This is a genomic window from Pyrobaculum ferrireducens, from assembly GCF_000234805.1.
In the GTDB taxonomy this organism is placed as follows: Archaea; Thermoproteota; Thermoprotei; order Thermoproteales; family Thermoproteaceae; genus Pyrobaculum; species Pyrobaculum ferrireducens.
The window spans coordinates 2,390,777-2,417,518 of sequence record NC_016645.1 but is presented as its reverse complement, the minus strand read 5'-3'; the positions used below and the strand labels follow the sequence as shown (position 1 = coordinate 2,417,518).

At 57.3% G+C, this 26,742-nt stretch carries 24 protein-coding genes; 16 read left to right on the top strand and 8 right to left on the bottom strand.

Features of this window, described 5'->3' with window-relative positions:
- Position 1: 1 nt before the first annotated feature.
- Positions 2–913: a glycosyltransferase family protein gene (locus tag P186_RS13430; protein ID WP_014290068.1), complete on the bottom strand. Its 912-nt coding sequence runs from the start codon at positions 911–913 to the stop codon at positions 2–4.
- A gap of 85 nt (positions 914–998) precedes the next feature.
- On the opposite strand from P186_RS13430, the gene P186_RS13425 reads away from it, so the two are divergent.
- The 9 genes from P186_RS13425 to P186_RS13385 all read left to right on the top strand — a co-directional run bounded on the left by P186_RS13425 (position 999) and on the right by P186_RS13385 (position 9,901).
- A complete protein-coding gene (locus P186_RS13425; protein ID WP_148683105.1) occupies positions 999–2,207 on the top strand; it encodes an NADH-quinone oxidoreductase subunit D in 1,209 nt (402 codons plus the stop codon).
- 79 nt (positions 2,208–2,286) lie between these two features.
- The gene (gene nuoH, locus P186_RS13420) at positions 2,287–3,318 is read left to right on the top strand and encodes an NADH-quinone oxidoreductase subunit NuoH (RefSeq protein ID WP_014290066.1); all 1,032 of its coding nucleotides are present in this window, start codon (positions 2,287–2,289) and stop codon (positions 3,316–3,318) included.
- On the top strand, positions 3,315–3,788 hold the full coding sequence (nuoI, locus tag P186_RS13415; protein WP_014290065.1) for an NADH-quinone oxidoreductase subunit NuoI: 474 nt from the start codon (positions 3,315–3,317) through the stop codon (positions 3,786–3,788). The genes nuoH and nuoI overlap by 4 nt, the downstream gene beginning before the upstream one ends.
- A 256-nt stretch (positions 3,789–4,044) precedes the next feature.
- The gene (locus P186_RS13410) at positions 4,045–4,470 is read left to right on the top strand and encodes an NADH-ubiquinone oxidoreductase (protein ID WP_014290064.1); all 426 of its coding nucleotides are present in this window, start codon (positions 4,045–4,047) and stop codon (positions 4,468–4,470) included.
- Positions 4,467–4,760, top strand: a complete 294-nt coding sequence (locus P186_RS13405) for an NADH-quinone oxidoreductase subunit K (protein ID WP_014290063.1) — start codon at positions 4,467–4,469, stop codon at positions 4,758–4,760. Before P186_RS13410 ends, P186_RS13405 begins: the two co-directional genes overlap by 4 nt.
- Positions 4,757–6,202 (top strand): complex I subunit 5 family protein, encoded by a 1,446-nt coding sequence (locus P186_RS13400; protein WP_014290062.1) that lies wholly within the window; start codon positions 4,757–4,759, stop codon positions 6,200–6,202. The genes P186_RS13405 and P186_RS13400 overlap by 4 nt, the downstream gene beginning before the upstream one ends.
- On the top strand, positions 6,193–8,064 hold the full coding sequence (locus P186_RS13395; RefSeq protein ID WP_014290061.1) for an NADH-quinone oxidoreductase subunit 5 family protein: 1,872 nt from the start codon (positions 6,193–6,195) through the stop codon (positions 8,062–8,064). Before P186_RS13400 ends, P186_RS13395 begins: the two co-directional genes overlap by 10 nt.
- Complete coding sequence (locus P186_RS13390; protein WP_014290060.1) at positions 8,061–9,305, top strand: proton-conducting transporter transmembrane domain-containing protein; 1,245 nt, start codon at positions 8,061–8,063, stop codon at positions 9,303–9,305. Before P186_RS13395 ends, P186_RS13390 begins: the two co-directional genes overlap by 4 nt.
- Positions 9,306–9,349: 44 nt before the next feature.
- Complete coding sequence (locus P186_RS13385) at positions 9,350–9,901, top strand: nucleoside-diphosphate kinase (protein WP_014290059.1); 552 nt, start codon at positions 9,350–9,352, stop codon at positions 9,899–9,901.
- Here the strand turns inward: P186_RS13385 and P186_RS13380 are convergent.
- Positions 9,893–10,297, bottom strand: a complete 405-nt coding sequence (locus tag P186_RS13380) for a hypothetical protein (RefSeq protein ID WP_014290058.1) — start codon at positions 10,295–10,297, stop codon at positions 9,893–9,895. The genes P186_RS13385 and P186_RS13380 overlap by 9 nt on opposite strands.
- A gap of 175 nt (positions 10,298–10,472) precedes the next feature.
- Here P186_RS13380 and P186_RS13375 point away from each other — a divergent pair, with 175 nt between their 5' ends.
- Positions 10,473–12,101 (top strand): 2-oxoacid:acceptor oxidoreductase subunit alpha, encoded by a 1,629-nt coding sequence (locus P186_RS13375; protein WP_014290057.1) that lies wholly within the window; start codon positions 10,473–10,475, stop codon positions 12,099–12,101.
- The gene (locus tag P186_RS13370; RefSeq protein ID WP_014290056.1) at positions 12,098–12,991 is read left to right on the top strand and encodes a thiamine pyrophosphate-dependent enzyme; all 894 of its coding nucleotides are present in this window, start codon (positions 12,098–12,100) and stop codon (positions 12,989–12,991) included. The genes P186_RS13375 and P186_RS13370 overlap by 4 nt, the downstream gene beginning before the upstream one ends.
- On the opposite strand, the gene P186_RS13365 is transcribed toward P186_RS13370, so the two are convergent.
- Positions 12,977–13,993 (bottom strand): RAD55 family ATPase, encoded by a 1,017-nt coding sequence (locus P186_RS13365; RefSeq protein WP_014290055.1) that lies wholly within the window; start codon positions 13,991–13,993, stop codon positions 12,977–12,979. The genes P186_RS13370 and P186_RS13365 overlap by 15 nt on opposite strands.
- Positions 13,994–14,074: 81 nt before the next feature.
- Here P186_RS13365 and P186_RS13360 point away from each other — a divergent pair, with 81 nt between their 5' ends.
- The 3 genes from P186_RS13360 to hisS are packed head-to-tail and all read left to right on the top strand — an operon-like array spanning position 14,075 to position 17,424.
- Positions 14,075–15,100 carry a glycosyltransferase gene (locus tag P186_RS13360; protein WP_014290054.1) on the top strand — a complete coding sequence of 342 codons (1,026 nt, stop codon included), beginning with the start codon at positions 14,075–14,077 and terminating at the stop codon, positions 15,098–15,100.
- Between the two features lie 27 nt (positions 15,101–15,127).
- Entirely contained in the window at positions 15,128–16,168 is a 1,041-nt protein-coding gene (locus tag P186_RS13355) for a saccharopine dehydrogenase family protein (RefSeq protein ID WP_148683103.1), read from the top strand.
- Positions 16,165–17,424 (top strand): histidine--tRNA ligase, encoded by a 1,260-nt coding sequence (gene hisS / locus P186_RS13350; RefSeq protein ID WP_014290052.1) that lies wholly within the window; start codon positions 16,165–16,167, stop codon positions 17,422–17,424. The genes P186_RS13355 and hisS overlap by 4 nt, the downstream gene beginning before the upstream one ends.
- Before the next feature lie 159 nt (positions 17,425–17,583).
- On the opposite strand, the gene P186_RS13345 is transcribed toward hisS, so the two are convergent.
- From P186_RS13345 to P186_RS13335, 3 genes are all read right to left on the bottom strand, one after another.
- Entirely contained in the window at positions 17,584–18,480 is an 897-nt protein-coding gene (locus P186_RS13345; protein ID WP_148683102.1) for a carbamate kinase, read from the bottom strand.
- Positions 18,481–18,501: 21 nt separating this feature from the next.
- Complete coding sequence (locus tag P186_RS13340) at positions 18,502–19,593, bottom strand: MFS transporter (RefSeq protein WP_014290050.1); 1,092 nt, start codon at positions 19,591–19,593, stop codon at positions 18,502–18,504.
- 253 nt (positions 19,594–19,846) lie between these two features.
- On the bottom strand, positions 19,847–22,348 hold the full coding sequence (locus P186_RS13335) for a hypothetical protein (RefSeq protein WP_148683101.1): 2,502 nt from the start codon (positions 22,346–22,348) through the stop codon (positions 19,847–19,849).
- Positions 22,349–22,856: 508 nt separating this feature from the next.
- Between P186_RS13335 and P186_RS13330 the strand changes: the two genes are divergently transcribed.
- Positions 22,857–24,233 carry a glycosyl transferase gene (locus P186_RS13330; protein ID WP_014290047.1) on the top strand — a complete coding sequence of 459 codons (1,377 nt, stop codon included), beginning with the start codon at positions 22,857–22,859 and terminating at the stop codon, positions 24,231–24,233.
- A 308-nt stretch (positions 24,234–24,541) separates the two neighbouring features.
- Here P186_RS13330 and P186_RS13325 read toward each other — a convergent pair whose 3' ends face one another.
- Positions 24,542–24,907, bottom strand: coding sequence for a hypothetical protein (locus P186_RS13325; RefSeq protein WP_148683100.1), 366 nt, complete (start codon positions 24,905–24,907; stop codon positions 24,542–24,544).
- A 33-nt stretch (positions 24,908–24,940) separates the two neighbouring features.
- Between P186_RS13325 and P186_RS13320 the strand changes: the two genes are divergently transcribed.
- A complete protein-coding gene (locus P186_RS13320) occupies positions 24,941–25,780 on the top strand; it encodes a hypothetical protein (protein ID WP_148683099.1) in 840 nt (279 codons plus the stop codon).
- A gap of 66 nt (positions 25,781–25,846) precedes the next feature.
- Here the strand turns inward: P186_RS13320 and tatC are convergent, their stop codons facing one another.
- Entirely contained in the window at positions 25,847–26,665 is an 819-nt protein-coding gene (tatC, locus tag P186_RS13315) for a twin-arginine translocase subunit TatC (protein WP_148683256.1), read from the bottom strand.
- Positions 26,666–26,742 lie beyond the last annotated feature (77 nt).

The following is a 26,742-nucleotide window of genomic DNA, read 5'->3' as shown; positions in this document are numbered from 1 at the left end:
ACTAGCACCCGCCGCAGAACTCCCTCGCTCCCCACTTGAAACACCGCCTAAACGCCGAGGCTAGGAATACAAAAGCCTCCAGAGGCCTCTCCAGAGGCGAGAGAAGTACCTGCGCCCAGTCCACCCTCCCCAGCGCCCGCCGCGACCGCAACGCGGTCCTCGCCGCGTGCAGGAGGAAGAGGGGCGGGAAGAGGAGGGCCGCCGCCACCCACGCCCAGTAGTAAACCAGCTCCACCCCCCAGAGAAGGGGGTTGCCCAGCCTCGCCGCCACCGCCTGCCTTGTGAAAAACTCCCACGTCCGAGGCGCCGGGTCCATAGGCACCAGCAGGGGGAGCACCGCGATGTCGCCGGCTATTTTAGTCAGAGCCATGTCGTCGACGGGGCACCTCTTGAGTGCCACCACGGCTTCGCGCCTCCGCTCCCCGGGCACCGTCATGGCGCCGCCGTAGAGAAACCTCGTGCGCCTCCATACCATCCAGTCGAGGCCTCCAAGCGAAAAGGCGTTTTGAAGCCTCCCCAAAACCCAGCGGTATGCCGTGGCGAACCTCCCGCACATACCCCTAAGAGCCTCTAGCCAAGGCCCTGGATGCGCGTCGTCGTCGACAAAAACATAGAGATCTGCGTCGATTACCTCAAGCGCTGTGGCCAAAGCCCCCGACTTGCCGAGCTCCACATAGCGATTAGCAACCCACCTCAGCCCCGCCGCCTCAGCCGCCCTCGCCGCCTCCGCCCCGTCGACAACCACGTAGTCGACATGGCCGGCGAACCTAGCCAGATTCCCACCGCCGCGGGTAGGCACCACCACCACCGCCCTGCACGAGCCCCGGGTTGGCGCCCCAATTCTCAGCTCAGCCGCCAAATGCGCCACCTCGTATGCCACGACAGCGGCGACAAAGATCCAAAAAATCCACATTAACAGATGCCGGCCCCAGGGGGATTTAAGCCATGCGGCGCCTACGGGAACGTATATGATAAATAGGCATACTGTCATTACATATATGATAAGGGTCGAGGAGTACGGACTTGTGTTAAAAGAGGAGCGCCTCGAGGGGGGCCGCCGTGTTCTCGACATTTTCTGGGGGCCTCAGCACCCCACCAGCGGCCACACCCGCCTCATCGTCGAGGTAGACGGCGACGTCGTGGTAAACGTCACGCCTGACCCTGGCTATGTGCACAGGACGATGGAAAAGCTCGGCGAGACCCGGCACTGGATTCAGAACATACCTCTCTTCGAGAGGCTCTCACTTCCAGACGCCATAAACGTCACCTGGGCCTACTCCATGGCCATAGAGAGGCTCTCCAAATTAGACGTCTCTCCCCGCGCCGAGTATCTAAGGGTAATCATGGGGGAGCTCAGCCGCATCTCCACCCACCTATACGACCTCGGCCTCCACGCCATTATGATAGGTTCGTCTACAGGCTTCATGTGGGGCTTCGGTCTGCGCGAGCTTTTAGTACAGCTGTGGGCCATGGTTTCGGGCTCCCGAACCACCCCCACCTGGGTCCTCCCCGGCGGAGTCCGCACCGCGCCCCCCGACGCCTTCTACGAACAGACCAGGGGCTTCCTCGACTACCTCGAAAAGAAGATGGATGAATTTGTCAGAATTGTCGTCAAGAACCCCGTGGGTTACTACCGCCTCAGAGACGTCGGCTACCTCAGCAAGGAGGACGCCGCCAGGCTCATGGCCACGGGCCCCGGCGCCAGGGGCTCCGGCATAGACTGGGACGCCCGCCGCGCCTATAAATACGGCGTGTACCACGAGCTGGAGTGGGAAGTCTGCGTAGAAGACGGGGGGGACTCCCTCGCCAGGACGATGGTGAGGCTCTGCGAAATTAGGCAAAGCGCCAGGCTCATAAGGCAGGCCCTGGACAGAGTCCCCAGAGACGGCCCCCTAGTCGGTGAGGCGGTACTGCACAGACTGCCCCCCAAGCAGAGGGAGAAGGCCAACGAGTACATTAGACTAGGCGCCCTTTTCACCACAATGCTACCACAGGCAGAGGGCACCGGCGTCACGGAGGGGGGCAGGGGGAGGTACTACTTCCACGTACTCGGCGACGGCACCGAGAAGCCCTACAGGGTGAGGATATCCACACCCTCTTGGCAAAACCTCAGAGCCATGATCAAGGCATTCATAGGCTCCCGCCTCATGGACCTCCCAGCGATATACGGATCCTTCGGCTACTTCCCACCAGAGCAGGACCGGTGACGGCGCGGCATGGAGATCCGCGGCGCCACGCCGGCAACTGAGAGAGGCAACAAATTAATAATGACAAATTCGTAGAGCTATGGATCTCTCGTCCCTAATCCTCTCTCCCCGCCTCTGGTTTTTTATAATACTCTTCGCGGCGTCGGGCGGCGTACTGCTGACAGTGGTGTGGTTCGAGAGGAAAGCCGCCGCGAGGGTCCAGATGCGGGTGGGTCCCCTCCACGTCTCCCCCCAGCTCGGCGGCTACCTCCAGCTACTGGCTGACGCCTTCAAATTCATCATAAGCGAGCCGATAGTCCCCCGCGGCGCCCACAGAATACTATTCGTATGGGGCCCCCCGATATTCGTGACCCTCGCCTTCGGCGCATCGCTACTCCTGCCCCTAACCCCAGATCTCAGACTCATAAAAGACCCCGCCCTCCTCCCATACGGCCTTGTCTTCTCCCTAGTCATACTCCTCCTAGTCTCCATATCAATCGTCATCATCGGGTGGTCCGTCAACAACAAATTCGCCTACATAGGCGCCGCCCGCGAAGCCCTGCTCGTCGCCGCCTACGAGCTACCCCTCATCCTCTCCTTCCTCGCCATGGCCCTCCTATACGGCACCCTAAACCCCCTGGAAATTGTGAACAAGCAGACAGCCCTCACAGGCGCGTTGCTCAACCCCCTGGCCTTCCTAGTCTTCATAATAGCTGCCGCAATGGCCACCGCCAGATTCCCCTTCGAAATAGCCGACTACGAAGGCGACGTAGCCACGGGCCCCTACAGCGACTACGGAGGCGTGTTTCTGGTTCTCTCCTTCGCCGGCGGCACCTACTACGCCACCTTCTCCTACTCCCTCCTCGCCACGGTGCTCTTCCTCGGCGGGTGGGCCCTGCCGGGCTATACGCCGGGGCCCTGGCCACGCGACATAATCGGCCACCTCATACTCGCCGCGTGGGTGCTGGCAAAAACCACGGCCCTCATGCTGTTCTACGCCTTCCTGAGAGCCGCCATGCCCGTCCTCCGGCTGGACCACACCCTCGTCCTCGGCTGGCGCGGGCTCCTGGCGCTGGGAGTAGCCGCAGTGGCGTGGTCAGCCGCCCTAAGAGTCCTCGGGCTGGCGCCATGAGCACCCCCAAGCTAAGCACGATAGTCAAGGCGACTGTAGACGCCCTCGCGGTAGCCGCCAGGAACTTCATAAAGCCGGAGCGCATCACCGTATACTACCCATACGAAAAGCTGGAATACGCCAGGATGAGAGGCTGGATAGGCCTGTGGACAGAGAAGTGCACCTCGTGCATGCTCTGCGCCAGGATATGCCCCACCAACGCCATCAAGATGTACCCAGCCCCCAACACCAAGAGATACCCCGGCATAGACTACGGCAGGTGCATCATGTGCCACTTCTGCATCGACATATGCCCCACAGACGCCCTCTACCCAACCCCCATAAAGGAACTAGCCTTTTACGACTACAAAGAGATGATCTACACCCCCGACATGGAACGCGAACCCCCAAAAATCCAAGAACCCTACAAATCCGTCAAGGTGGCAATAAAATACGAAGGCGGCATACCCAAAAAAGTAAGACTAGAGTAACCGCCACCCCCCGCGTACCCCCGTCCACACACCAGCCGCGGGAGGCGCTCCCGGCAATACGTACCGCGTTATCTAAGCCCCTAGGTGCGGCGTGCTTTCTTATGTTTTTGTTTTTAGGAATATGTTCATTTTAATATCTATGTAGCTTATTTATGTGAATATATAAATATAAAATAAATTTACATATAAAAGGCAGTAAATATACACTGCAAGGCGATGGAGGTAATATTTTAAAAACGCGTCTTTACTAATCGTCATGATAGATATAATAATCCTCTCAGCCGCCCTCTTTTTCGGAATCCTAACGGTTTACTCCCGCGACAACGTCTACTCAGCCACGAGCCTCGCCGCCTCGGCGGGCGCCGTAGGCGCCTACTACGCCTACCTAGCCCAGTTCGCCCCCGCCTTCCTAATCTTCGTCATATACATAGGCGCCGTCATGCTCCTCGTCATAGTCACCGCCGCCATGTACGGAGGAACCCAGAGGTGGGCCGGCCGCTACCTCCTCGTAGCCACCCTCTTCACCCTCGCCGCCGCCGCCCTCGGCGTGCTGGCCATCGCCGCGCCGCAGAGGGCGCCGTCCCCCGCCCAGCCTCCTGACCTTCTAAACGCCGTGGTTATGCTGATAGGCGTCGCCGTCGCCTCTCTCGTAGTGGCCATCGAGACGGGGAGGAGGACATGACCCCCGCGGTGGCGGTAGGCGTGGTGCTGATACTCCTCGGACTCTACAGCATAGCCGTGACCCGAAACTTGGTGAGGCTACTCATCTCACTCGAACTGGTGACTGTGGGCGCCTTCGCCGCCCTGGCGCCGGCCTCGGCGGTGGACCCAACCCTAGCCTTCTACGGCGTCTTGATACTGGTAATGATCTCCGTCTCCGAGGCCTCTATACTAGCCGCCTTGATATACCGCAACTACACCATGACCAAGGAAACAGACATGTCCACCATGACCAGGGGGAGGGAGACATGATCATCCTAGCCACAGTCCTAATACCAATGGCCCTCTCCCTAGCCGCCTACGCCGCCGCAAAGAAGTCGCCATACACGGCGGGCTACATATCGGCGCTGGCGCTGATACCCCTACTAGTCGTCTCCGCCTACTCGGTATTCGGCGGCGTCGACATCACGGAGGCGGCGTTCCAAGGCTTTGATATACTGGCGTTCCGCATAACCCCCTTCAACGGGCTCTTCGCCTTCACAGTAGCCCTCGTCGGCATCCTCGTCGCCATATACTCACCGCCGTACATGGAACACAGGAGCCAAGAGGTGGGCAGAGACACATCCCTATTCTACCTCACATACGGCTTCTTCCTAGGCGGACTCGCCGGCGCCTTCGTCGCCGCCAACCTAATCATGGTGTACGTATTCATAGAAATAGCCCTCGTAGCCTCCCTCTTCCAGGTACTGTACTACGGATACGGAGACCGCGTAAGGATTACAGTCATGTACCTCGTCTGGTCCCACGTAGGGGCCTTCCTCGTCTTAGCCGGCTTCCTCCTCCTCTATCTAGATGGGACCTACTACGTACCCCTCCTCCTAGAGGGCGTCGAAAACGCCAAGTTCCCTGGGCCCAATGCCGTTGCCTTCCTCCTAATTCTAGTCGGCTCCCTAATCAAGATGGCCGCCCTCGGCGTCCACATGTGGCTCCCCTACGTCCACGCAGAGGCCCCCACGCCGCTGTCCGCCCTCCTGTCCCCCGTCCTAGTCGGCGTAGGGGGGTACTTAATAGCGGCCACGGCGATGTACGTCCTGCCAGCAGACTCCGAGTGGGCCCGGTGGCTCGTCTACTACGCCGTAGCCACAGCCATATACGGCGGCCTAATGGCGTATTTGCAGAAAGACGTGAAGAGGCTATTCGCCTACTCGACGGTATCGCAGATGGGCTATCTACTCCTCGGCGTGGCCCTCTTCAACCCCCACGGCTACACCGCGGCGGCGCTGTTCTACCTAAGCCACGGCCTAGGCAAGGCCGTCCTATTCATGACCGCCGGGTACTTCATAATGCACCTCCACACCCGCGACATTGAGAAAATGGGCGGGCTCTACGGCTGGCGCCCCGAGCTGGCGGGAGCCGCCGTGGTGGGGTTCCTCAACCTGGCGGGCATCCTGAGCGTGGGTATGGTGTCGGAGATAGTGCTCACGGTGGCCTACGCGAAGTACTTCGGAAAGGAGTACCTCTTCTACATACCCTACGCAGCTATCCTCCTGGTGACCGGCATCTACGCCTTCAACACCATCCGCGTGGTGTTCTTCGGCCCCCACAAGAGAGAGGACAAGGGCCCCGTCGACTTGGCCCTGCTGGCCATAGTCGCGGCGGCCTTCATATCGCTTCTGCTCTTCCTACCGCCCTTCTCCAGCGCACTTGCAGACAATGTATATAAAACTATAGAGGTGGCGAAGCTATGGAAGTAGTACTCCTCACTATTTTCCTGCCGTTTATTACGTCAATCGCCTCGCTGTTCAGCGCCTCGGAGAAGTTCAAGGCGTGGGTCGTCACTCTGGGGACGTTTCTATCGGCGTTGCTAGCCACCTACATATACCTCACAGTGCCCACGCCGCCGCCCGACAAGCCAATTATCTACGGCTTCCCGTGGATCCAAGCCGTCGGCGCCGGCGTCGAGGTGAGGCTGAGCAACTTCAGCCTACCGATGGGAGTCCTCGTGGCGTGGCTAATCGCCGCCATCTCGCTGTACTCCGTCAAGTACATGGAGGGAGACTACAGACCCGGCTGGTACTGGTTCTTCTTCGGCTTCTTCGCCACCTCCATGCTCATAATCGTCTACGCGGAAAACCTGTGGCTCCTCCTCGTGGGGTGGGAGGGCGTCGGCCTCGCCTCGTGGGCTCTCATTGGCCACTGGTACCGCGACGAATACGACAAGTGGGTCGGCAGAGAGGAGAGGGTGGCGGGGGTGCCCTACTGGTGGACACCCAGCAAAGCCGGACTGCGCGCCATCCTCACGGTGCGCTTCGGCGACGCCTTCTTCCTAGTCGCCATCGCCCTGTTCTACGCGCTGGTGGGGACGGTGTCACTCTCAAAGCTGAGCGGCTCCGAGGCGTTGAGGACTCTGGGCGTGGTGCCGCTTCTGTTCTTCGCCATGGGGCCGTTCACCAAGAGCGCCCAGTTCCCGTTCCACGAATGGCTCCTCACAGCGATGACCGGCCCCACGAGCGTCAGTGCGCTTATCCACGCCGCCACAATGGTGAAGGCGGGGGTTTACGTGCTGATCGTGACAACGCCGATTTTCCTCCTGGTGAAGGGCGCCGAGCTGTATTTCTGGGTGGTTACCGTCGTTGGCGTCGTGACGGCTCTGGCGGCGACACTCATCGCATTGACCGCTATGGAGTTTAAGCTTGTACTCGCCGGCTCCACGGCGGCTAACCTCGGCATCATCGCGGCGGCGGCCGGGGCGGCTGGGCTGCTCGGTCTGCACGAGGAGCGCTTGCTCAGCACGTTGCTATTCTTTGCTTTTCTCCACATCGTGGGCCACGCGGTGTCTAAGGCCAGCCTCTTCATGGGCTTCGGCGCCGTGATTCACGAGGCGGGTACGAGATTCATTGGGGAGGTGGGAGGACTGGCGAGGCATATGAAGATCACCGCGGCGGCCATGGCTCTGTCTATGCTTAGCCTCGTGGGCATCCCGCCCTTTGTCGGCTACGTCACCAAGGACCTTGCGTTGGAGAACGTGTTCGAGGCTGGGCATGTGTACCACGTGGAGTGGCTGGCGCCTGTGCTGTACGTGTTGTTGTTCATAACGCCGATTTACGGCCTGCGGCTCATCGGCTTGACGTTTGCCCACGGGAGGGAGCCGGAGGAGGTGCACGAGGCGCCTGTGTTGATGTGGCTTCCCTATACTGCGCTGGCCGTGGCCACTGTGGCGCTGGGCGTGTACTTCGCCGCCGCTGTGAAGTTTCCCTTAACCGAGGCGCTTGTGGCGGTGCTGGCCGGCTTCTTAACGGGGTTTATCCTGTATATATGGCTCCCCGGCTTCCGCTCGGAGACTCTAAAGCCTCTGTGGGAGGCGCTGTACCGCAGGTTCTATTTGCCTATCCTATACGACGGGGTGCTTCCACTGCTGTACACATGGCTCGCCAAGTTTATCTACCTGGTGTTTGACAGGGGGCTTTTCGACGGGCTTTACCACAGCGTCTTGCCGGGGGTGTTCGGGGCCGCGTCGAACTGGGCTAGGAGGCTGGCCACCGGCTATATCAGCATGTACGTGTTCTATGCGGTTGTGGGGGTGTTTGTAATTCTCCTCCTGCTGGTGTTGCTATGATCGCCTACTTCGCCTATCTGATCCTGGCTCTGTCTCTGGCGGCGCCGCTGTTGGTGAGGGTGGACGGGCGGTACGTGGCGGTGGCCACGTCTCTGGCGCTTGTGGCCCTCACCGCGGCGGCCGGCGTACCGGTGGGGGTTTTAGTGGCGTTGGTGGCGCTGGCGCTTGCTCTCGACTGGAGGGTGGGGTCCTTCGGCCTCGCCCTTTCATTTGCGGCGGTGGCGGCGGCTATCGCAGTGTACGTCTACTACGCCGCCCAGCCGGTGGTGTATGGACTCATAGCGTTGGCTCTGGCTACTGCGGCGGTATACGGCCTCTTGGCCATGGGTAGAGGGAGAGAGAACGTGGAGGGGGCCGTGAAGTACCTTGTCTTTTCCGGGGTGGGGAAGGTGCTCATCGTCGTGGGCTACTTTGCGGCGGTGGCTGGGTGGCCGTGGGGGCTCTACCTGGCGGTACTAGGCTTTATGTTTGAGTTGGGTGTGGCGCCTTTTCACGCGTGGGTTGTAGACGCCTACGCCTTGGGGTCGCCGGGCGGCGCGGCGTCTCTCGCGGCGTTTAGCAAAGTGACCGCCCTCTTCGTCCTCTTGGCGATCTTCAAGAGTTTGAGCTTGAAGGCGCCTGGCGAGGTGGGGCTTGTGGCGCTGGTGGTGGCGCTTGTCTCCATGCTCGTCGCCAACGTGGCTGGGCTCACGGCGAAGACGCTGGGCAGGGTTATGGCCTACTCCTCCATTGCCCACATGTCGTACGCCCTCGCGGCCGTGGCCTTGGTGTGGTGGCTCGGGGAGCCCGAAAAGCGGCCTAGCCTATTCGGCGCGCCGGTGTCGGCCGCCGATTTGGCGATACTCGTGGTGGTGCTTGAGGGGCTTGCGTCGGGGCTGGCTAAGGCAGGGGTTTTCGGCTACTTGCGGGCCGCTTTTTCCGACCTACTCCCGCCGAGGAGGAGCGTGTTGAATGTGCTGAACGTGCTTTCTCTACTGGGGTTGCCGCCTCTTCTGGGCTTCTGGCCAAAGCTCCTCCTGGCGCTTCTAATTCTGTCGTATCCAAATGTCCAGCTGGCTGTGCTTCTAGTTGCGTGGGTTGTTTTCAACAGCGCGTTGGCGACGCCCTACTACCTCAGGGCAGTTAGGTGGCTTATGGAGGCGCCGGGGCCAGTGGGGGACAACGTGACGTCTTCCTATACGGCGTTTGCGGCGGTCGCGCTGGGGGTGGCTCTGCCACTAGTGGCTTACCTACTCCTATAGCATCTTTACTTGTTAGGTTTTTATAGGGGGCTGTCTTGTGGGGCGTGCCAGTTGAGCGCACACTTGTTATACTCAAGCCAGACGCCGTGGCGCGCGGGCTGGTGGGGGAGATCATCTCGAGGTTTGAGAGGGCTGGTCTTAGGATCGTGGCTATGAAGATGGTGAAGGCCTCTCCAGAGGAGGTGGAGAGGTTTTACCCCTCGTCGGAGGAGTGGCTTAAGTCGGCTGGCTCCAAGCTTTTGAAGGCTTATCAGGAGCTGGGGATTGACCCGGTCTCTCGGCTGGGCACCGGTGACCCGGTTGAGGTTGGGCGTATGATTAAGCGTAGCTTGGTTAGGTACATGACTTCGGGTCCTATTGTGGTGATGGTTTTGAAGGGGAATAGGGCTGTGGAGGTGGTGAGGAAGCTCGTGGGGCCGACGGCGCCGCACTCGGCGCCCCCGGGGACCATAAGGGGCGACTTCTCGATTGACTCGCCCGACTTAGCGGCTGAGGAGGGCAGGGTTGTGTACAACCTGGTGCACGCCTCCGACAGCCGGGAGGAGGCTGAGAGGGAGATAAGATTTTGGTTTAGGGAGGGTGAGGTTTTAGACTAGTTGCAGTTTGTAGGCTAGGAGGGTAAACACGGCTTGTGGAATTTTTCTACGTCTGTAATAGACGGGCACCACGGCGATTACCGGCCCGCTTAATGACCTATCCAGTACTCTTATAGTTATTTTTTTGTTGCAGGCCACCCCCTCCAATACGCCGTCCATCACCTCGCCCTCTATGACTTGATCTATGTGGTCTAGTAGGTATTTGTCTATGTTAATTTTGGAGATGTTGAGGAGGGCTGTTCCGTGTCTGGTTTTTATGTAGGTGGCTTTGAAGGGGGGCTCTGCGTCTATGGGGAGCTCGGCGAGCTTTATCCCTAGGAGCCCGCAGCGGGGTGGGGCTGTGGCTATGTAGTAGAGGCCTGGGGCTGGGCCTCTGGCGATGGCGATTACTTCCATTGGATTCTTGTTTCTGGGCTTTTTTAAGGGATAAGCGTGGTTCACGACGTTTTTTACGTGGTGAACGTTGGTTCACTGCGTGGAACCTGGGCGGGGTGTAAATTTTTTAAATGGTTCGCGCACCCCTTACATGATATATCATTAAGGTTTTTATGTAGAAATCGAAGTGGGTTTCATGGATTTAACGATTAGAATCAGCGGGGCCCAGGGCGAGGGTGTGGAGACGACTGGCAGGTCTCTGGCGTCTGTGTTTGCGCGGCTGGGGTACCACGTGTTTGGGTATAGGCAGTACGGCTCTATCATAAAGGGCAACCCGACGATGTTCTACCAGATTAGGGTCTCCGACAGGAAGATCTACAGCCACGGGAGGTGGCGGAGTTTCGACGTGTTGGTTGCGCTGAACGACGCGGCGCTGGCCGCGTATAGGGGGTCTGCGCGTTTTGTAATTTCCGAGAGGGAGGTGCCGATGTCCGAAATCGCGGCGAAGCACGGCAACAGGATTATGCGGAACACGGCGGCGCTGGCGGCGCTGGCCGTGCTTATAGGCCTCGATCCGAGGTATTTGGAGGAGCAGATTAGGAGGGAGTTTGGGGAGCGTGGGGAGAAGATTGCGGAGGCGAACATCGCGGTGCTGGAGGACGCCTACGCCGCCGCCTCTGGGAGGTTTTCGCCGGCGGCGTCTGTCGGGAAGCTGGGGGAGCCGAGGGTTTTGATGTCTGGGGCTGAGGCCCTGGCGCTGGGGTCTGTGATGTCTGGTATGAAGTTCTACGCGGCTTACCCAATGACGCCGGCCAGCCCCATCCTCCACTGGCTGGCCGAGTGGGGTCCGAAATTCGGCGTGGCGGTTGTCCAGCCGGAGGACGAGATCGCGGCGATTAACATGGCCATCGGGGCGGCCTACGCCGGGGTTAGGGCGGCCACGGGGACCTCGGGAGGCGGCTTCGACCTCATGCACGAGGCCTTTGGCTTGGCGGCTATGATTGAGACGCCTGTCGTGGTGTTTCTGGCGCAGCGCGGCGGCCCCAGCACGGGCCTCCCTACGGAGACTGAGCAGTCCGACTTCTTCATGGCGCTGTCGCCGGCGCATGGGGAGTACCCCCACGCCGTCATCGCCCCTAGGTGGATTGAGGAGGGGCTCTACGCCCCCGCGAAGGCTTTTAACATTGCGGAGAAGTACCAGGTGCCGGTCATCGTCCTTGTGGATCTCTACTTCACGGAGTCGCTGAGCACTGTGGAGTTTGACCCGGCTAGGTTTAGGATTGAGAGGGGGGAGCTGGTCAAGGCGCCGGTGGTGTGGGAGGAGTATAAGAGGTACAAGATCACGGCCAGCGGCGTCTCTCCGAGGGCGCTACCCGGCACGCCCGGGGGCATGCATATAGCAACCAGCGACGAGCACGACGAGAGGGGGGACGTGATTACGGAGAGACACGTGCCGGAGGTTAGAAAGGCGATGCACGAGAAGCGTATGAGGAAGCTTGTGAAGATTGCGGAGGAGATGGAGCCGCCGCTTATCCAGGGCGACGGCGGGGTCGCGGCGGTAGCGTGGGGCTCCACCTCCATGCCTCTGCTGGACTACGCAGAGGAGGCTGGGATTGGGCTGGCGTTGTTTAGAGATCTGTACCCCCTGCCGCGGGACTCGTGGGTGGAGCGTCTAAACTCCGCCAAGGAGGTGGTGGTTGTGGAGGTTAACTACAGGGGGCAGTTCGCAGATTACCTCTCGGCGAGGGGGGTCAAGGTGTCTAGGCGGGTTTTGAAGTGGTGGGGCGAGCCGTTCAGCGTCGACGAGCTTAGGGAGTGGTTATGAAGGTGGAGGTGTCTAGGAAGCCTCTTGACTACGCCGTGAATAGGCCTCCCATTTGGTGCCCCGGCTGTGGCGACTACGGCATTTTGGAGGCTTTGAGGAGGGCCTTGGCCGAGCTGGGGGTGCCCAACGAAGAGGTTGTCGTGGTGTCTGGAATCGGCTGTAGCTCCCAGCTCCCCCACTTCATGAAGACCTACGGCATTCACGGCATACACGGGAGGGCTGTGGCGATAGCCACCGGGGTGAAGATAGCGAATCCGAGGCTGAAGGTGGTGGTTGTCGGCGGCGACGGGGACGGCTACGGCATTGGCCTAAACCACATGATCCACGCGGCTAGGCGCAACGTGGGGCTTACATACCTCGTCTCTAATAACCAAGTATATGGCCTGACCACGGGCCAGATGTCCCCCACGACGCTGAAGGGAGTTAAGACAAAGACGACGCCGTTTGGCTCTTTGGACGAGCCGGTGAACCCGCTGGCGCTTGCGCTGGCGGCTGGGGCTACCTACGTGGCTAGGGGGTTCAGCGGCGACGTGGCGCACCTGGCCAAACTCATTAAGGACGCGCTCATGCACCGGGGCTTCGCGCTTGTGGACGTGTTGAGTCCATGCGTCACGTTTAACAGAGTGAATACATACGACTGGTTTAGGGCAAGGGTTTACAAGCTGGAGGAGGCCGGCCACGATCCTGGGGACTACTTCCAGGCTTATAGAAAGGCGCTGGAGTGGCCGACGCTGGATCCCGTGGGCAGGATACCCATCGGCCTGTTTTACAGGAATGAGGACAAGCCGGCCTACGAGGAGGAGGTGGTGAAGTTGCTGGGCGGGAAGGCGCCTATTGAGGCGGATCTCCAGCCCAGCGCCGAGGCCGTCGCCGCGCTATTGAAGGGGTAGCTCCGGCGTCTCTACAGGCTCTGGGGAGTGCTCTATCTTTATCCTTCTGCCGTCTACATACAGCACGTAGTCGTATTCGGAGGGGTTTGGCGGCGCTGTGTATATGTCCACCCAAACGGCGTTTTGACTCCTAAATCTTCTGTAGGCGCGGGGTACCAGCTCGGCGTCTAGCGTGATGACGTATCTAGACAGTAGCTTCTCGGCGTAGTGCTCCAGCCTCCTGTGTTCGTATATGGAGACCAGCTTTGGCTTGGCTTTTTTGAAGTAGGTCCACTGGTATGGTCTGTGGACGTAGGCGATGGAGTTGGGGGCGTCTACCACCGCAGCCGAGATTCTCTGGTAGGGGCCGTAGAGGGCTATCTGCGTGCCGAGAGGCACCTCTCTTATTATATTAGCAAGTAGGCCGGGCGGCGGGATCCTCCTCTCCTCTAGGGTGGGCGTCTGCTCGTCTGTTAGCAAGACGGGGCCGCTGGGGAGTATGGCCATGTAGTAAACCGGCGTCGTTATGCCGACGCCGCGGGCCTTTCTTATCTCAACTCTTCTAATCGTGGCGTGGCTTGTGTATCTAGCACTAAGCCTTACAATGACGTCTGCAATGTCCGCCATTGGGTTGTACCTAGCTTCTATGCCGACTATTGTACGTATGCCCATCTTCACAAAGGCGTCTGCAGTCGCCCGGTCGAATACTATGGCCTCCACCCCGTCGACTACAAAGACGTCGGCTTTTTCTCTATAGGCTAAGTCGATTACCTGGTTGAAGAGAGTCTCCTTGTACTGGGGGACGTAGGGATAGTCGAAAACAGAGATCTGTCTGGGGTCCCACCCGAAGCTAGTCCACGTGTTGTGGAGAGACTCCTTCCCCTCGTTAAAGGAGACCCAGACCACCCTCAGCCCCTCCTTCGCCAGCTCAAAGGCGGCTCTGGAGACCAGCACCGTCTTTCCTGCGCCGCTGGGTCCGTAGACGAAAGAAACCCTCTCGTCGAACAGCCGCTTCAGCTCCACGTCTCACACTTAAAACTACTATTTATGCTTTGCGTTTTCAGAAGTATTGCATGTTTAAAAGTGGATGAGTAGTACGCGGCGGTGTCCAGCGTGTCGGTGATCTTGCCTACCTACAACGAGGCGGAGAACCTCCCAGAGCTTGTCGAGAGGCTGGACAAGGCGCTGGGCGGCGGCTACGAGGTGGTGGTGGTGGACGACAACAGCCCCGACGGCACGGCGGAGGTGGCAAGGCGGCTGGCGGAGCGCTTCCCGGTCCGCGTAGTCGTGAGGGAGGGGAGGAGGGGGCTGTCCAGCGCGGTAGTCGAGGGGGCCCGGGCCGCCTCCGGCGAGGTGGTTGTCGTCATGGACGCGGATCTCCAGCACCCCCCGGAGCTAGTCCCCCGGCTCGTGGAGGCGGCTAGGCGGGGCTGTCTGGCTGTGGCTTCTAGATACGTCCAGGGGGGCCGGGTGGCCGGCTGGCCTCTCGCGAGGAGGGTGACGTCGAGGGGGGCCGTCCTCCTGGCGAGGCTTCTGTTGCGGGAGGCGAGGGGGGTCAAGGACCCCGTCTCGGGATTCTTCGCCTATAGGAGGGACTGCGTGGCTGGGGTCAAGCCGACGGGCCTCTACAAAATTCTGCTAGACGTCCTGGTGCAGTGCAAGCCTGTCTGCGTCGAGGAGATCCCTTTTGTCTTCGGCCAGAGGACGCGGGGCCGTTCTAAGCTGGGGAGGCGGCACATAGTCGACTTCGTGAGGCAGGTCCTCGTGCTGTCGAGGTGGAGGCCTTTGAAATTCGCCGCAGTGGGGGCCACAGGCGTGGGAGTCGCCTGGGCTGTCTTGTATCTATTAGGCTGGTTGCCCACCGTGTTCTCCACAGCCGCGGCAATTGAGGTCAGCTTGACTACCAACTACCTACTAAACCGCATGTGGACCTTTGCCGACCGCGGCACCCCCCTTTTAGGCGGATGGATTAGGTACCACGCCGCCACGGCGGTCGGCAACTTGACTAACTACCTAGTGACAAACGTCTTAAGCCTCCTGGGCGTCCTGGTGTATGCGGCCTATCTGGCAGGTGTGGTGAGCGGATACGTTGCTAATTACATATTTTCCGAGCTTGAGGTGTTCAAATAATATAAATACGCAGGTGTGGGGCGGTTTGTGAAAGTTCTGCTAATGGGCTGTGGACACATTGGGAGGTATATCTACGAGGCGCTCTCGCCTAGACACGAGGTGGTGGCGGTGGACAAGGGCGGCGCGTGTCCAGAGGCGCCTGCCCAAGACGCCTTGGAGGTGGCGGTTGGGGGATATGACCTGGTTATCAACGCCTTGCCGGGTAGCGTGGCTTACAAAGCGTCGAGGAGGGCGCTGGAGGCTGGGGTCGACGTTGTCGACGTCTCTTTCTACGCCGAGGATCCCTTCAGTCTGGACGAGGTTGCTAGGAGGGCGGGGGCTCGCTACATTCCAGACGCCGGCGTCGCCCCGGGGCTGAGCAACGTGTTGGCTGGGAGGATTGTGGCTGATCTGGGCCGCGTGGACGAGCTGGGGATATACGTGGGGGGGATTCCGGAGCGGCCCGTGGGGCCCCTGGGCTACTCAATTACGTGGAGCCCCACCGATCTCATCGAGGAGTACACAAGGCCGGCTAGGGTCAAGAGGGGGGGCCAGGTGGCGGCTGTTGACCCTCTGAGCGACGTTGAGTTGGTGCACTCGCCGCTGGGGTTGCTGGAGGCTTTCTACACAGACGGCCTCCGGACGCTCCTCAAGACTCTGGACGTGCCGAATATGTACGAGAAGACGCTTAGGTGGCCTGGCCACTTGGAGAAGATCAAGCTCCTCAGGGACCTGGGCTTTATGTCTGAGGAGGGGGACCCCCAGCCCCGCCTCGTGACGGCCAGGCTTCTCGCCAGGCTGAAGTTCGACGTGAGGGACGTGGTGTATATGAGGGTCGTGGGGGCTGGTGGTGAGAGGAAGATCCAGTACGAGGTGTTGGCGAGGCCGCGGGAGAGGTGGACGGCGATGCAGATCGCCGCGGGTAGCGTCGCCGTCGGGATGATATACGTCGTGAAGGATCTCGAGCCCGGCGTCACGCCGCCCGAGTACATCGGGATGTCTAATAGGCTATTCCCGAGGCTCATCGCCACGCTGAAGCAACAGGGCGTGGAGATCGTCCAGGAGGTGGTGGAGAGGAGGGCGTTATGAGCGGCGTCCCAGACCACCTGAGGAGGCCCGTCAGGGGGATGCGGGACTGGCTCCCCCCGCAGTTCTACGCGCTGAGGCGCATGGAGGAGGTTCTGGGGGCGGTTGCCGAGTCCTTCGGCTACAGGAGGGTGGAGACGCCGGTGGTGGAGCACTTCGAGGTGCTGGCAAAGAAGGCTGGGGAGGAGGTGGTCAAGGAGATCTACTACTTCAGGGACAAGGCGGGGAGGGAGCTGGGGCTGAGGTTCGACATGACCGTCCCCGTGGCGCGGGTGCTCTCCTACAACCTAGACCTCCCGAGGCCCGTCCGGTGGTACTACTTCACCAAGGTTTTTAGATACGACGAGCCTCAGCACGGGAGGTACCGGGAGTTTTACCAGTTTGGGGTGGAGCTGATAGGCTCCTCCAGCCCCCGGGCCGACGCCGAGGTGGTACAGGTGCTGGCGGCGTCGCTGGAGGCGGCCGGCGCCTCTAACTACCTCGTGAAGATAAACGACCGCAGAGCTGTGGATAAGCTTCTGGAGAGCCTCGGAGCCGCCCAGTACAGAGACGTAGTGTACAAAGCATTGGACAAAAAGCTCAAGCTCCCGAGGGAGGAGGTGGTGGGCATAATGACGGAGGGCGGGCTTTCTAGAGAGGTGGCTGAGAAGATATACGACGCCGCGGGCGAGCTCTCTCTGGAGGAGGCGGTGGACGTGCTGTCGAAGCTCGACCCCAAGCTGGGCGCCACCTACGGCAAGTTTGTAAAATACCTAGAGGCGTCCGTGCCGCTGGAGAAGATGAGGTTTGACATGTCTATAGTGAGGGGGCTCGACTACTACACGGGGATCGTCTTCGAGGCCTTCGTGGGGGATTACAGACTGGCGGTGGGCGGCGGCGGGCGGTACGACGACCTGCTGGGGCTCTACAGCGGCGTCCCGACGCCCGCCCTGGGCTTCGCCGTCGGCGTGGAGAGGTTAATGGAGGCGGTGGGCCTCCAAGCGGTTGAGAAACCCCTCGACTACTACATCTACATCTTTGACGACGACGCGTATAAATACGCCGTAGCCGTGGCCAGAAAGCTACGGGCCGGAGGCCACAGCGTAGTGATAGAGCTTGGAGAGAAGAGTCTAAAAGACGCTTTTGAATACGCGCTGAAGATAGGCGCTAGACACCTGATAATCATAGGCCGCAGGGAGTTGGAAAAAGGCGTAGTGAAGATAAGAGACTTGGAGAAGAGGGAGGAGGTGGAGAGGCCCCTATCCGACTTCCTGGCCTAGAACAAGCTCCATCTCTCCACAGTTCTAAACGTGTGTTTTCCCTGGCATATTCCCACGTCGGTGCACACGGGCTCTAGGCGCATCAACGCCTCCAAGGCGCCTCAGATAAGGCGTATCTGCCTGGGCGTTCACTCCACCACCCTACTAGCTAACTCCCCCTTAGAGCACCACCTGTGTGCCCCTCAGGCCTCTAAAAACTTCGTACCCCTCCTCCAGCGCCCCGATGGCTGCCCTCCTGCCGCCTCGCTTAATGAATTCGATCGCTGCGAGGACCTTCGGCCCCATTGACCCCGGCGGGAAGTGGCCCTCTGCATAATACCTCTCAAGCTCGTCGACGTGTACGATCCCCAGCCTCCGCTGGTTAGGCTTCCTGTAGTTTATATAGACTCCGTCTACGTCGGTGAGGATGAGGAGGAGATCTGCCCCCAGCTCGGTTGCTAGGAGCGCCGCGGCGAGGTCTTTATCCACCACGCCCTCTACGCCCTGTCCATTGCATGTGGGCACGCCGCCGCCCCCCGCGGCCACCACTACGTAGCCCGCGTCTGACAGCCGCCTCACCGCCTCCAGCTCTATAATTCTCCTAGGCGTGGGGGACGGCACGACCCGGCGCCAGCCGCCTCTGGGGTCCTGCCTAAAGTGCCACCCATACCGCTTAGACAGCTCCTCCGCCTCCCTTTCGTGGTAGAGAGGTCCGATGTACTTCGTGGGGTTCTTGAAGGCGGGGTCGCCGCAGTCTACCTCTACCCTCGTCACCACGGCGACTGAGCGCCCTGTGCCCAGGTACCGGTCTATGGCCGAGACCAGGAGGTAGCCTAGGAGGCCCTGGGTCGCGGCGTTGAGGGCGTCTAGCATAAAAGCCGGCTTGTCTCTCTGGAGCTCCGCGAGGAAGCCCACCTGTGGGCCGTTGCCGTGGGTCACCACCACTCTGTACCCCTCGTCTACCATTCTGCTTATGATCCTGGCCGCCGTGTCTACGTTTTTTAAGTGGGTGTCTTGGTTTATCGGCTCGCCGGGTTTGTTAAAGGCGTTTCCCCCCAGGGCCACAACCGCCTTCACCCCCTTGTCCAAATACATTTATTAATAAATCTTTAGTCTATTTGCCACTATATATGTGGAGAGGGCTGATATAAACGTGAGGAGTGACAGCATGTGCCACGGGTACTCTGGCGACTGCGTCATGAGCCACGAAAAGGCGTAGCTGAAGTGGAGGCCAAGCGCCATGTTGACTATGTTGATTATGGCGAGGGCTGAGGCTGGGTTCTCCGCCCTCCTAGAAGCCGCGGCGTAGACAGAGGTGATATAGGCGTTGAAAGACATGCCGTATAGGAAGACGAGCAACGGCGCGGTCCACAGCGGCGCGCCGGGAATGGCTAGGTACACCAGCGTAGAGACAAGAGGGGCCCCTAGGAGTAGTACGTACTTTCTCCTCAACCTGTCGTACAGCCTTCCCAAAAGGCCGCCGAAGAAGCCGGACACCATGGCGGCGGAGGATATTGCCCCGGCGACGCCCTCACTCAAGTTTCTAAACAGGTGGAGCCACGTGGCCGTTAGGTTATTAGCCGCGTAGACGGCGCCCCAGAAGGGGAAGGAGGCCAGTCCATAGGCGACGGCGCCGCGGCTGATGGAGGCGGGGCTTCTCAAACCCCTGCCCCTTAGCAACAGGATGCCAAGCGCGATGGAGAGCGCCCCCGGCGCGGCGAGCGCCGCCCTCCAGCCCAGCACAGCCGCCACGAAGCCCCAGTAGTACCCCGCAAAGGCCCCTATGTTGAAAGAGGCGTTGTACCAACCAAGGGCGGACCCCACGGCGTTGGGTCTGAGAGCCACGAGGACGCCCCCCGCGGTGGAGAAGAAAAGCCCAGCGCCTACGCCCCCCAGGGCTCTGAACAGCAGGAGCCAGATCCACCCCGGGGAGAGGCCCAGCAGTATAGACGACGCGCCGAAGATAATCATGCCGAGCCCCGCCACCTTATCGTGGCCATATAAGGCACCTAGGTAGCTGGCCGGAATCTGCGTAGCCGCCGCCCCAATTATAAAGACGGCAGGTAGCAGGCCGGCCTGGGCTGGGTCCACCTCGAAATCCCGCAGAACCGCCGGCAGGACAGGGGCTATAAAGAACCACATAAGTGAATACACGGCCCTCGACAAGAGGACCAATGCGAAGAGGTTCATATCAGCACTCGAGCAACTACGTCACCGGTCAATGCCGGGGTTGGCTCATCACAGTCATAGAAAGCATACACATCTGAAACGTACCTCCGATATAGATATAAGTACATCGCATCTAGTAAACTCCACTGTTTTGAATTTATCACCAAGTTCCCCAATAGGGTACCCATAGCTAGGTTTTACATTGTTAGTTTTTTGTTAGTTTTTTAAATTAACTACTTAATACTATATTAAAAATGAGTTAGTTTTGATTGTATCAAGTCTTTTTTCTTCGCTTCATTGCGTAGATGCCAACTGCCACCACTGACGTGGCGATGCCAGCGGCAATGGCGCCTAGCGTTGTGTATGTAAGGCGGGTTCCTCCTATGTCGACACCAGCCGTACCCGGCACAACTATCTCCACATTCTTAGCCTCTCCGGAGCCCAACACCACCTCTTGAACCACCTCTTTACCCAGAGCACGTACTCTAACTTGGTACTTGTCTGCTAACAACTCCAGATTAATTGGCGGCTTGGTATAGGTTTCTCCATTTACGAAGACCAACTCCACATACTTATCTAGAGGCTTTCTCTCATCATCAAGCACCGTCACGTTAATAACGGCAGTAGGAACCTTAACAACCCCCACAATCTCTTGACCAGCTTGCACATTAATCGTTTCGCTAAACTCCCTATTAAAAGCCCTGGCCTTAACGGTATACGAGCCAGAGATAACCTCCACAGGCCCCACCGTCCCCTTACCTGCGGTCAGCCCCACTATCTCCACTGGCCACTCCCTAATCCTCCCAAATCCATCAACTACATTCACCGCAATTCTCCCAGTTGGCACCTTAACCACAACGGACTTGTTAGCCCCAGCGGCAACATCTACGTATTCGGTGAAGTTCTTCCCAAACGCCACAGCTGTCACGACATACCGCCTGCCACCCAACACCTCCACCGGGCCTACAGAGCCACGCCCCTCCGCTATCCCCACAACGGCGATAGGCCAGTCTCTCTGAGCCCCAAAGCCGTCTACCACCCGTGCCGTAATTAACCCAGTAGGTATCTCAACAACTACTGTGGCGTTTTGACCGCCAACCACAGACACAGTCTTGTTAAACACAGCGCCAAACGCCGTCGACTTCACGACGTACTGATCCGCAAGTACCTCCACCGGCCCTACCACACCCACGCCGGCTCCCACTTCCACTATCTCCACTGGCCACTCCCTCTGCCTCTTAAAACCGTCAACAACCCTGGCAGATATATACGCCGTGGGCACCGCCACAGTGGCGTTTAAAACAGAGCCGGGCGTAACATATACAGTCTTGTTAAATACCCGACCAAACGCCGACACAACGACAGTATACGACTTGTTGCCCAAAACCTCCACCGGTCCGACGGCTCCCCTCCCCTCGGCAACCCCCACCACAGTGACGGCCCAGTCCCTAACCCGCCCAAACCCGTCCACAGCCCTGGCTGTGATCAACGCCGTAGGTATCGCCAGTGACACCCTCAGCCCATCGCTAGCTACAAAACTCTTAGTAATCTGCGTCCCGAGGCCTTCCACCTTTGCGACATACGTCCTCCCGCTGAGAAGCTCAACGGTGACGTTCCCACGGCCACGCGCCACCACGCCCCCAGTCGAGTTTACCACCTCGATCCCCCAGTCGCGAAGTCGCCCAAACCCATCAATCTCAATTATATTCACAACGACTGGCACAGAAACCGAGGCAATTAACCATCTATGGTCATTGGTCCTATTTATAGTGCCAGCCAGATAGATGCTATAGCCATCAAAGACAGCCTTCCACATAGGACTTATATTAGAGACATTAGCAAAAATAGTAACGTTCTTGCCTAAGGGAAGCAAATAGTTCAACTCCCTCATATTCAACACATCAAAGTCTAGTGAATATAGTCGCTTGCCTACTACCACACTTGCAAAAGCCGGCTCATCCGGTCTGTACGCGAGCAACTCGCTCTTTGAGCTGAATTTCAAAATGGCAAACGCGCCATACACATAGCTATTACCCTCACTATCAAAAACTACACCCTCCGGTATGTACTCCAGCACTCCAAACCAGTTACTAAGATTTAAGTCACTTGTAAGGATTTCGATTCTACCTACAAGTCCCTTATCAGTAATTACAAAGCCCACAGCCCATATACGCCCAGTAACCGGGTTTATTCCGATGCCCGTCATAGAGCCTTCTGCGCGTCTAGACGTATACGTCTTGACTAACGAGAGGTTTAGGGTTCTTTTCTCTACGCGCCACCAAACGCCATCCTCTTCCCCTGCTATGTAGAGATGCTTGCCGTCTGTAGTCACCCTCTCTGCCCTGTCCCACCCCCTTGACGGATTTGATCTCTCTAACCTAAGAAGGGTCAAGTTAAGGTCAAAGATCAGAATAGCCCACTCGGCGTTGCCCGGTGTTACGTCAGAGCCCACGACGTACAACCTATCGCCGATGACTACACAATCACTCAGTTTATCTTCCCCCTTGCTGGGGTTGTATATCCACATCTTTACTAATCTCCCGCTCTTCTTATCCCTCATCTCAATTCGCCACTCTGCGTCGCCTGGCGCCTCGTCGTATCCAACAATATACAGATATTCATCTCCGTGGCAGATGCCCAATGCGCCATCATCTTTATCCGATGGATTTGACTCGACGACCCAATTTAGTGAGGGTCCAAGCTGATTCTGCGGAGACGCTTGTTGTGAAAAAGCTAGCACAACCAGTAGTAGCAATAGCACGGCAACCCTTCCCATATCTCCTTGCTAATTTAACTATTTAACTTTTTCTGAGCTACAAAATCTACATATTTCATGACAACGGTTACCTCACTACATATACTGAGCTCTATTATTCTATGAGCTTTAGCGATGCGGCGAGAAAGCGTACAGAGTCCATGCAAAGGCTACCTTATCCCAGTTCCGGTGCTTGGATATATCTCGCTTTTTAAGAGTTTGCTGTTACACAATTTAGAGTATGTACTTATTTAGTCATCTTAGCCTATCTCGGAATAGTCTTTAATTACGGGTAGCGTGTTATATAATGTATTAACTGTTGTGCCTTGTGAGCATAGTTACGAGTATGTATAGGGGTAGTGCTGGCGACATCGTGCTTTCTCGGTGTGGGTGGGGTTAAGGTAGCTACTAAGCACCTCCACAGGCATGAAGCGAGATCTAAAATCACTATTTTTAGTAAAGGGCGTAGAACAGTAGTTGTACTTAGTTACGACAACAAAATATATAAAAACGATCTATCCAGACTGTTATGAATTTAAAGCCACAAATAATTGCTGTTGCCATAATAACCGTAATTGCTGGGACTTTTGCTGTACTTTGGTACGGGGCCTCTGTAGAAAATGGAGCCTTGAAGAGGGAGCTGGACGCGGCTAGGGGCCAGATTCAGGATCTTCAGCGTCAGCTCACTGCGAGGAGTGAGGAGTTGCAGAAGACTACGGCTCAGCTACTTGACGTCCAGGGCAAGCTACAGACTACACAACAACAGCTAGACGAGGCTAATAGAAGACTTGAGCAGACTAGGCGCGAGCTGGAAAGCACCACAGCCCAGCTCCAAGACGTACAAAACCGGCTGAGAGACGCCCAGTCCCAGATACAAGACCTGACACGGCAGAGAGACCAGCTGACTAAGCAGAGAGACGCCCTAGAAGCAGAGATAAAGGCGCTCAACGCCACTATGCAGGAACTAAGAGAGAGAATTCACAGCGGCCGCAACTATGTGGAAAAATTAAAACTTGTACTGAGCAGAATTATACTAAAAGCCCCACAAGTAGGCTATACATGGAATTTCACAAGAACCTACGTGTACAGCAATCTGAACTTATCTAACGGGCGTTACGACATTTGGGCTTACTGGTTGACTAAGGATGAAGTGGTTGAGATACGTACGTCTGAAAATCTAAAGATTGCTGTATATCGATTAATAGATTACGTGGAAGAAAAACGACCTGTAGCAGAGGGAAGAGGATATTTAAGATTTACCTCACCTAGCAATGAGACATATTTTGTTGTAATCTCTAATGATCTAGGCCGTAATGTTATATTTAACCTCAGTACGAAGTACATACAAAAATGGCACTACTACGATACGCCGCCACCTTCCCCACAGAGGCCTTATGTGGTCGGCGCTCCGGGGGTTCCCAGTAGAGATATATTCCGGATGTATGCCATATACAACTACTGGCTTGAGAATAGAGAGGCGCTTGCCGCCGAGGTTGAAAAACAGCTAGGCGCCGCTGGCAACACAGCTTTTCAACCAGCTGTGCAAAGCCTAGACAAGCCCACCCTATACGCCCTTAGCCTGGCCGCTCTTCTTAAAGACGCCGGCTTTGACGTATCTTTCGCCGCCATAGGCACCGACTGGGAGAATGTGTTTGCTCCAAGCTCTGCTATTGTCCGTGTGAAGTTTGTCTCTGATATTGGGGCCAGCAGTACTGTACACCGCTATTCAAAAACGCTTCCAATAGGTAGGGTACTTATCAGGACGCAAGAATTTAAGCGATCAGCAAGTTATGAAACATATGTATTAATTGACACCTACAACATTGTAAATATAGTAGACAAAGGGCTCTCTACTACAGAGCCTTACAATGTGATTTTCATAGATGGATTGACTACACTAGAATAAATTACATGAGCTGGTATGTAAATTTCTAAAATTTATTTTTTGTTTCATAAAACTTATATAGTTCTAAGCTATTGACATCATGAAAGCTAAGAAAGCACTATATAGGACTCAGTCAAGCGAATTAGCGGGGGTTTTGATGGTTCTAGTGTTCAAGATTAATTATCATAGATAGAGACCAAGATATTATTTAACTCTTACAGATCTTGTATTTGTTTAAGATTATGGTATCACAATGCAATCCCAGCTCTACTTGTAGTAGAAGAGTGTGCGTAGGAGACAGATTTTATGTGATACATCACTTGGATCCGTTACGCGTAGTGGGGTGTCTGCGGGGGCTGTGGTTGCACTGGCAGGGGCGGCGGGAATCCCAGCTCTCTCATTATGAGGGCGGCCTCGAAGAGGGCTGCCTGCATGATCGGCCCCGCCACCTGGGGCGGGAGGTTCTTCACGTCTACCTCGCCCTGCACCGCCGCGACTCCTCTGATGGTGACAGTCACCACGCCGGGGGTTGAGGAGATGCTCACAGTGAAGGGGATCTCCGTCACTCCGCTTCTCTTAACCGCCCTTTCGCCCTCGATCATCACCTGCATGTTCATCTGTAGCTGGGCGCCGGGGGGTGGGATCCCCAGCCTCTCTGCGTGGATGTAGTCAAACCTAATGCCGGCGACGCTCATGTCTCTTAAATAGCCCATTTATATAAACCTGATGTGGTGCTGCAGGTGGTTGATCACAGCGGGGGGCTGCACGCCCTTGGCGAGGTCGCCGCTTTAGTTTCGCCGAAGTGCAGGTGCCAGCCGCCGACGCCGTTGCCCCACTCGTACTATTACCTTGCCAAGTCTATCAGGCAGATACACGGCGTAGATATAACAGACGCGTTACTGGATCAACTCGACTTGGGGCTCCCCTATCTAGACTCCCTCCTGCTCTACAGCCAGCTCCCCCTTGGCGACTCGTGGATCGCTAAGCTGATGCCCAGTGGGGAGGGCGCCGCGAAGTGTGTAGCCCCATGGCCTGACCCAATCACGGCGGCTATAGCACTCGCCTCTACGGGCGTTGGCTCTCTTGCTGTAGATCTACGCTTCGGCTACGAGAGGTATGCCCACCTAATTGCGGAATATGCAGAGTCCGTCGGCGCCGAGCTTCAGTTATTGGTGACGCGGCCGCTGAACCTGCCGGGGGACGTGGTTTTCCACTCTTCGGTTCCGCCATATCTAAGAGAGAGATACATCAAGGCGGTGGGAGACGTCTCTATAAGCAAAGGAGCTGTCCAGCTGGGGTCAATAGGCCTAGGCGAAGAGACATGTAGCTCGCAACAAAGGGACTTCGCCAAGGCGTTGGAGAGAGTCGCCATGGTGCTTGGCCTCGACATGGGCATATTCGACGATTTAGTTTCTCAAGGAGTGCTCAGCCAAAGCTACCTACAAGACTTTGCAGATCCCCGGCAACTCGGCTACCTGGTAAAATGGGATATCATTAGACAGACGCCCGGCGGCTGGTTGCCGACTCCTAAACTGGTCTATCTCTACGGTCTGTATAAAAGTAGATAATCGAGAGATTAGAGGCGGACGGCGTCCCGCGTATGTGATTTGTCGGCTTCGGGGCTCTCCGTGGCTCTACTTGGGAGGCCTAATGTCTGGACACTTGCGGACGATTCTCTTGCTCCACATAATCCCCAGTTCGAATAGCACGGCGAATGGTATGAAGGTGAGGAAGGTAGACACCAAGGTGGTGTCTGGTGTGACCACTGCGATAAAGATGAGTGCCGCAGCGTAGATCAGCGGCCGGTATTCAGAAACACGCCAGGGATCTAAGAGGCAGATTTCAGACAGTATTGCGATGACGATTGGCGTTTCGAAAATGACCCCGGTCCAAAATGCCATTTGGACCCAGGAGCTCACTACAGATGAGACGCTGAAGATCTGCTCAACTTTTAAAACTTGTGAAAGCCCCACGATAAAGCGGAAGATAGCTGGATATACGATGTAGATGCCGAATAAATTTCCGGCGTAGAATAAGACAAGCGCGGCCCATAGGTACTTCTTCACAGCTCTCTCCTCATGGGGGTATAGAGCCGGCTGGACATACAGCCATATTTCATACACAACGTAGGGAAATACAACCAGCAATGCTAGGTAGAGGGAGGCGTACATAACTGCGGATAAGGGATTCCAAACCTCCCCCGCGATGAGAGCAATTCTGATATTTCCCGTCTTGTTGAGCCCCTCTATCATCGGGTTTAGGGTCTGCATAAATATCCAATACGCAAGGGGGTTGTACTCGCCGGTGGAGAAGAAGGAGACGAATACGCTGAGGATATTGCCGTCCGTCACGTTGGGCGCCGGCATCCACATGATAATAAACACAATTAGAAAGGCGACAAACACACGCTTAAGGCGCTGTCCAAGCTCAGCTAGATGTTCCCACAGCGGCATCTCCTTATCCCTCGGGGGCTTATCCACGTGGTGTACCAAGTCTGTATAAAAATCTCTTTATCGAGAAAGATTAATAA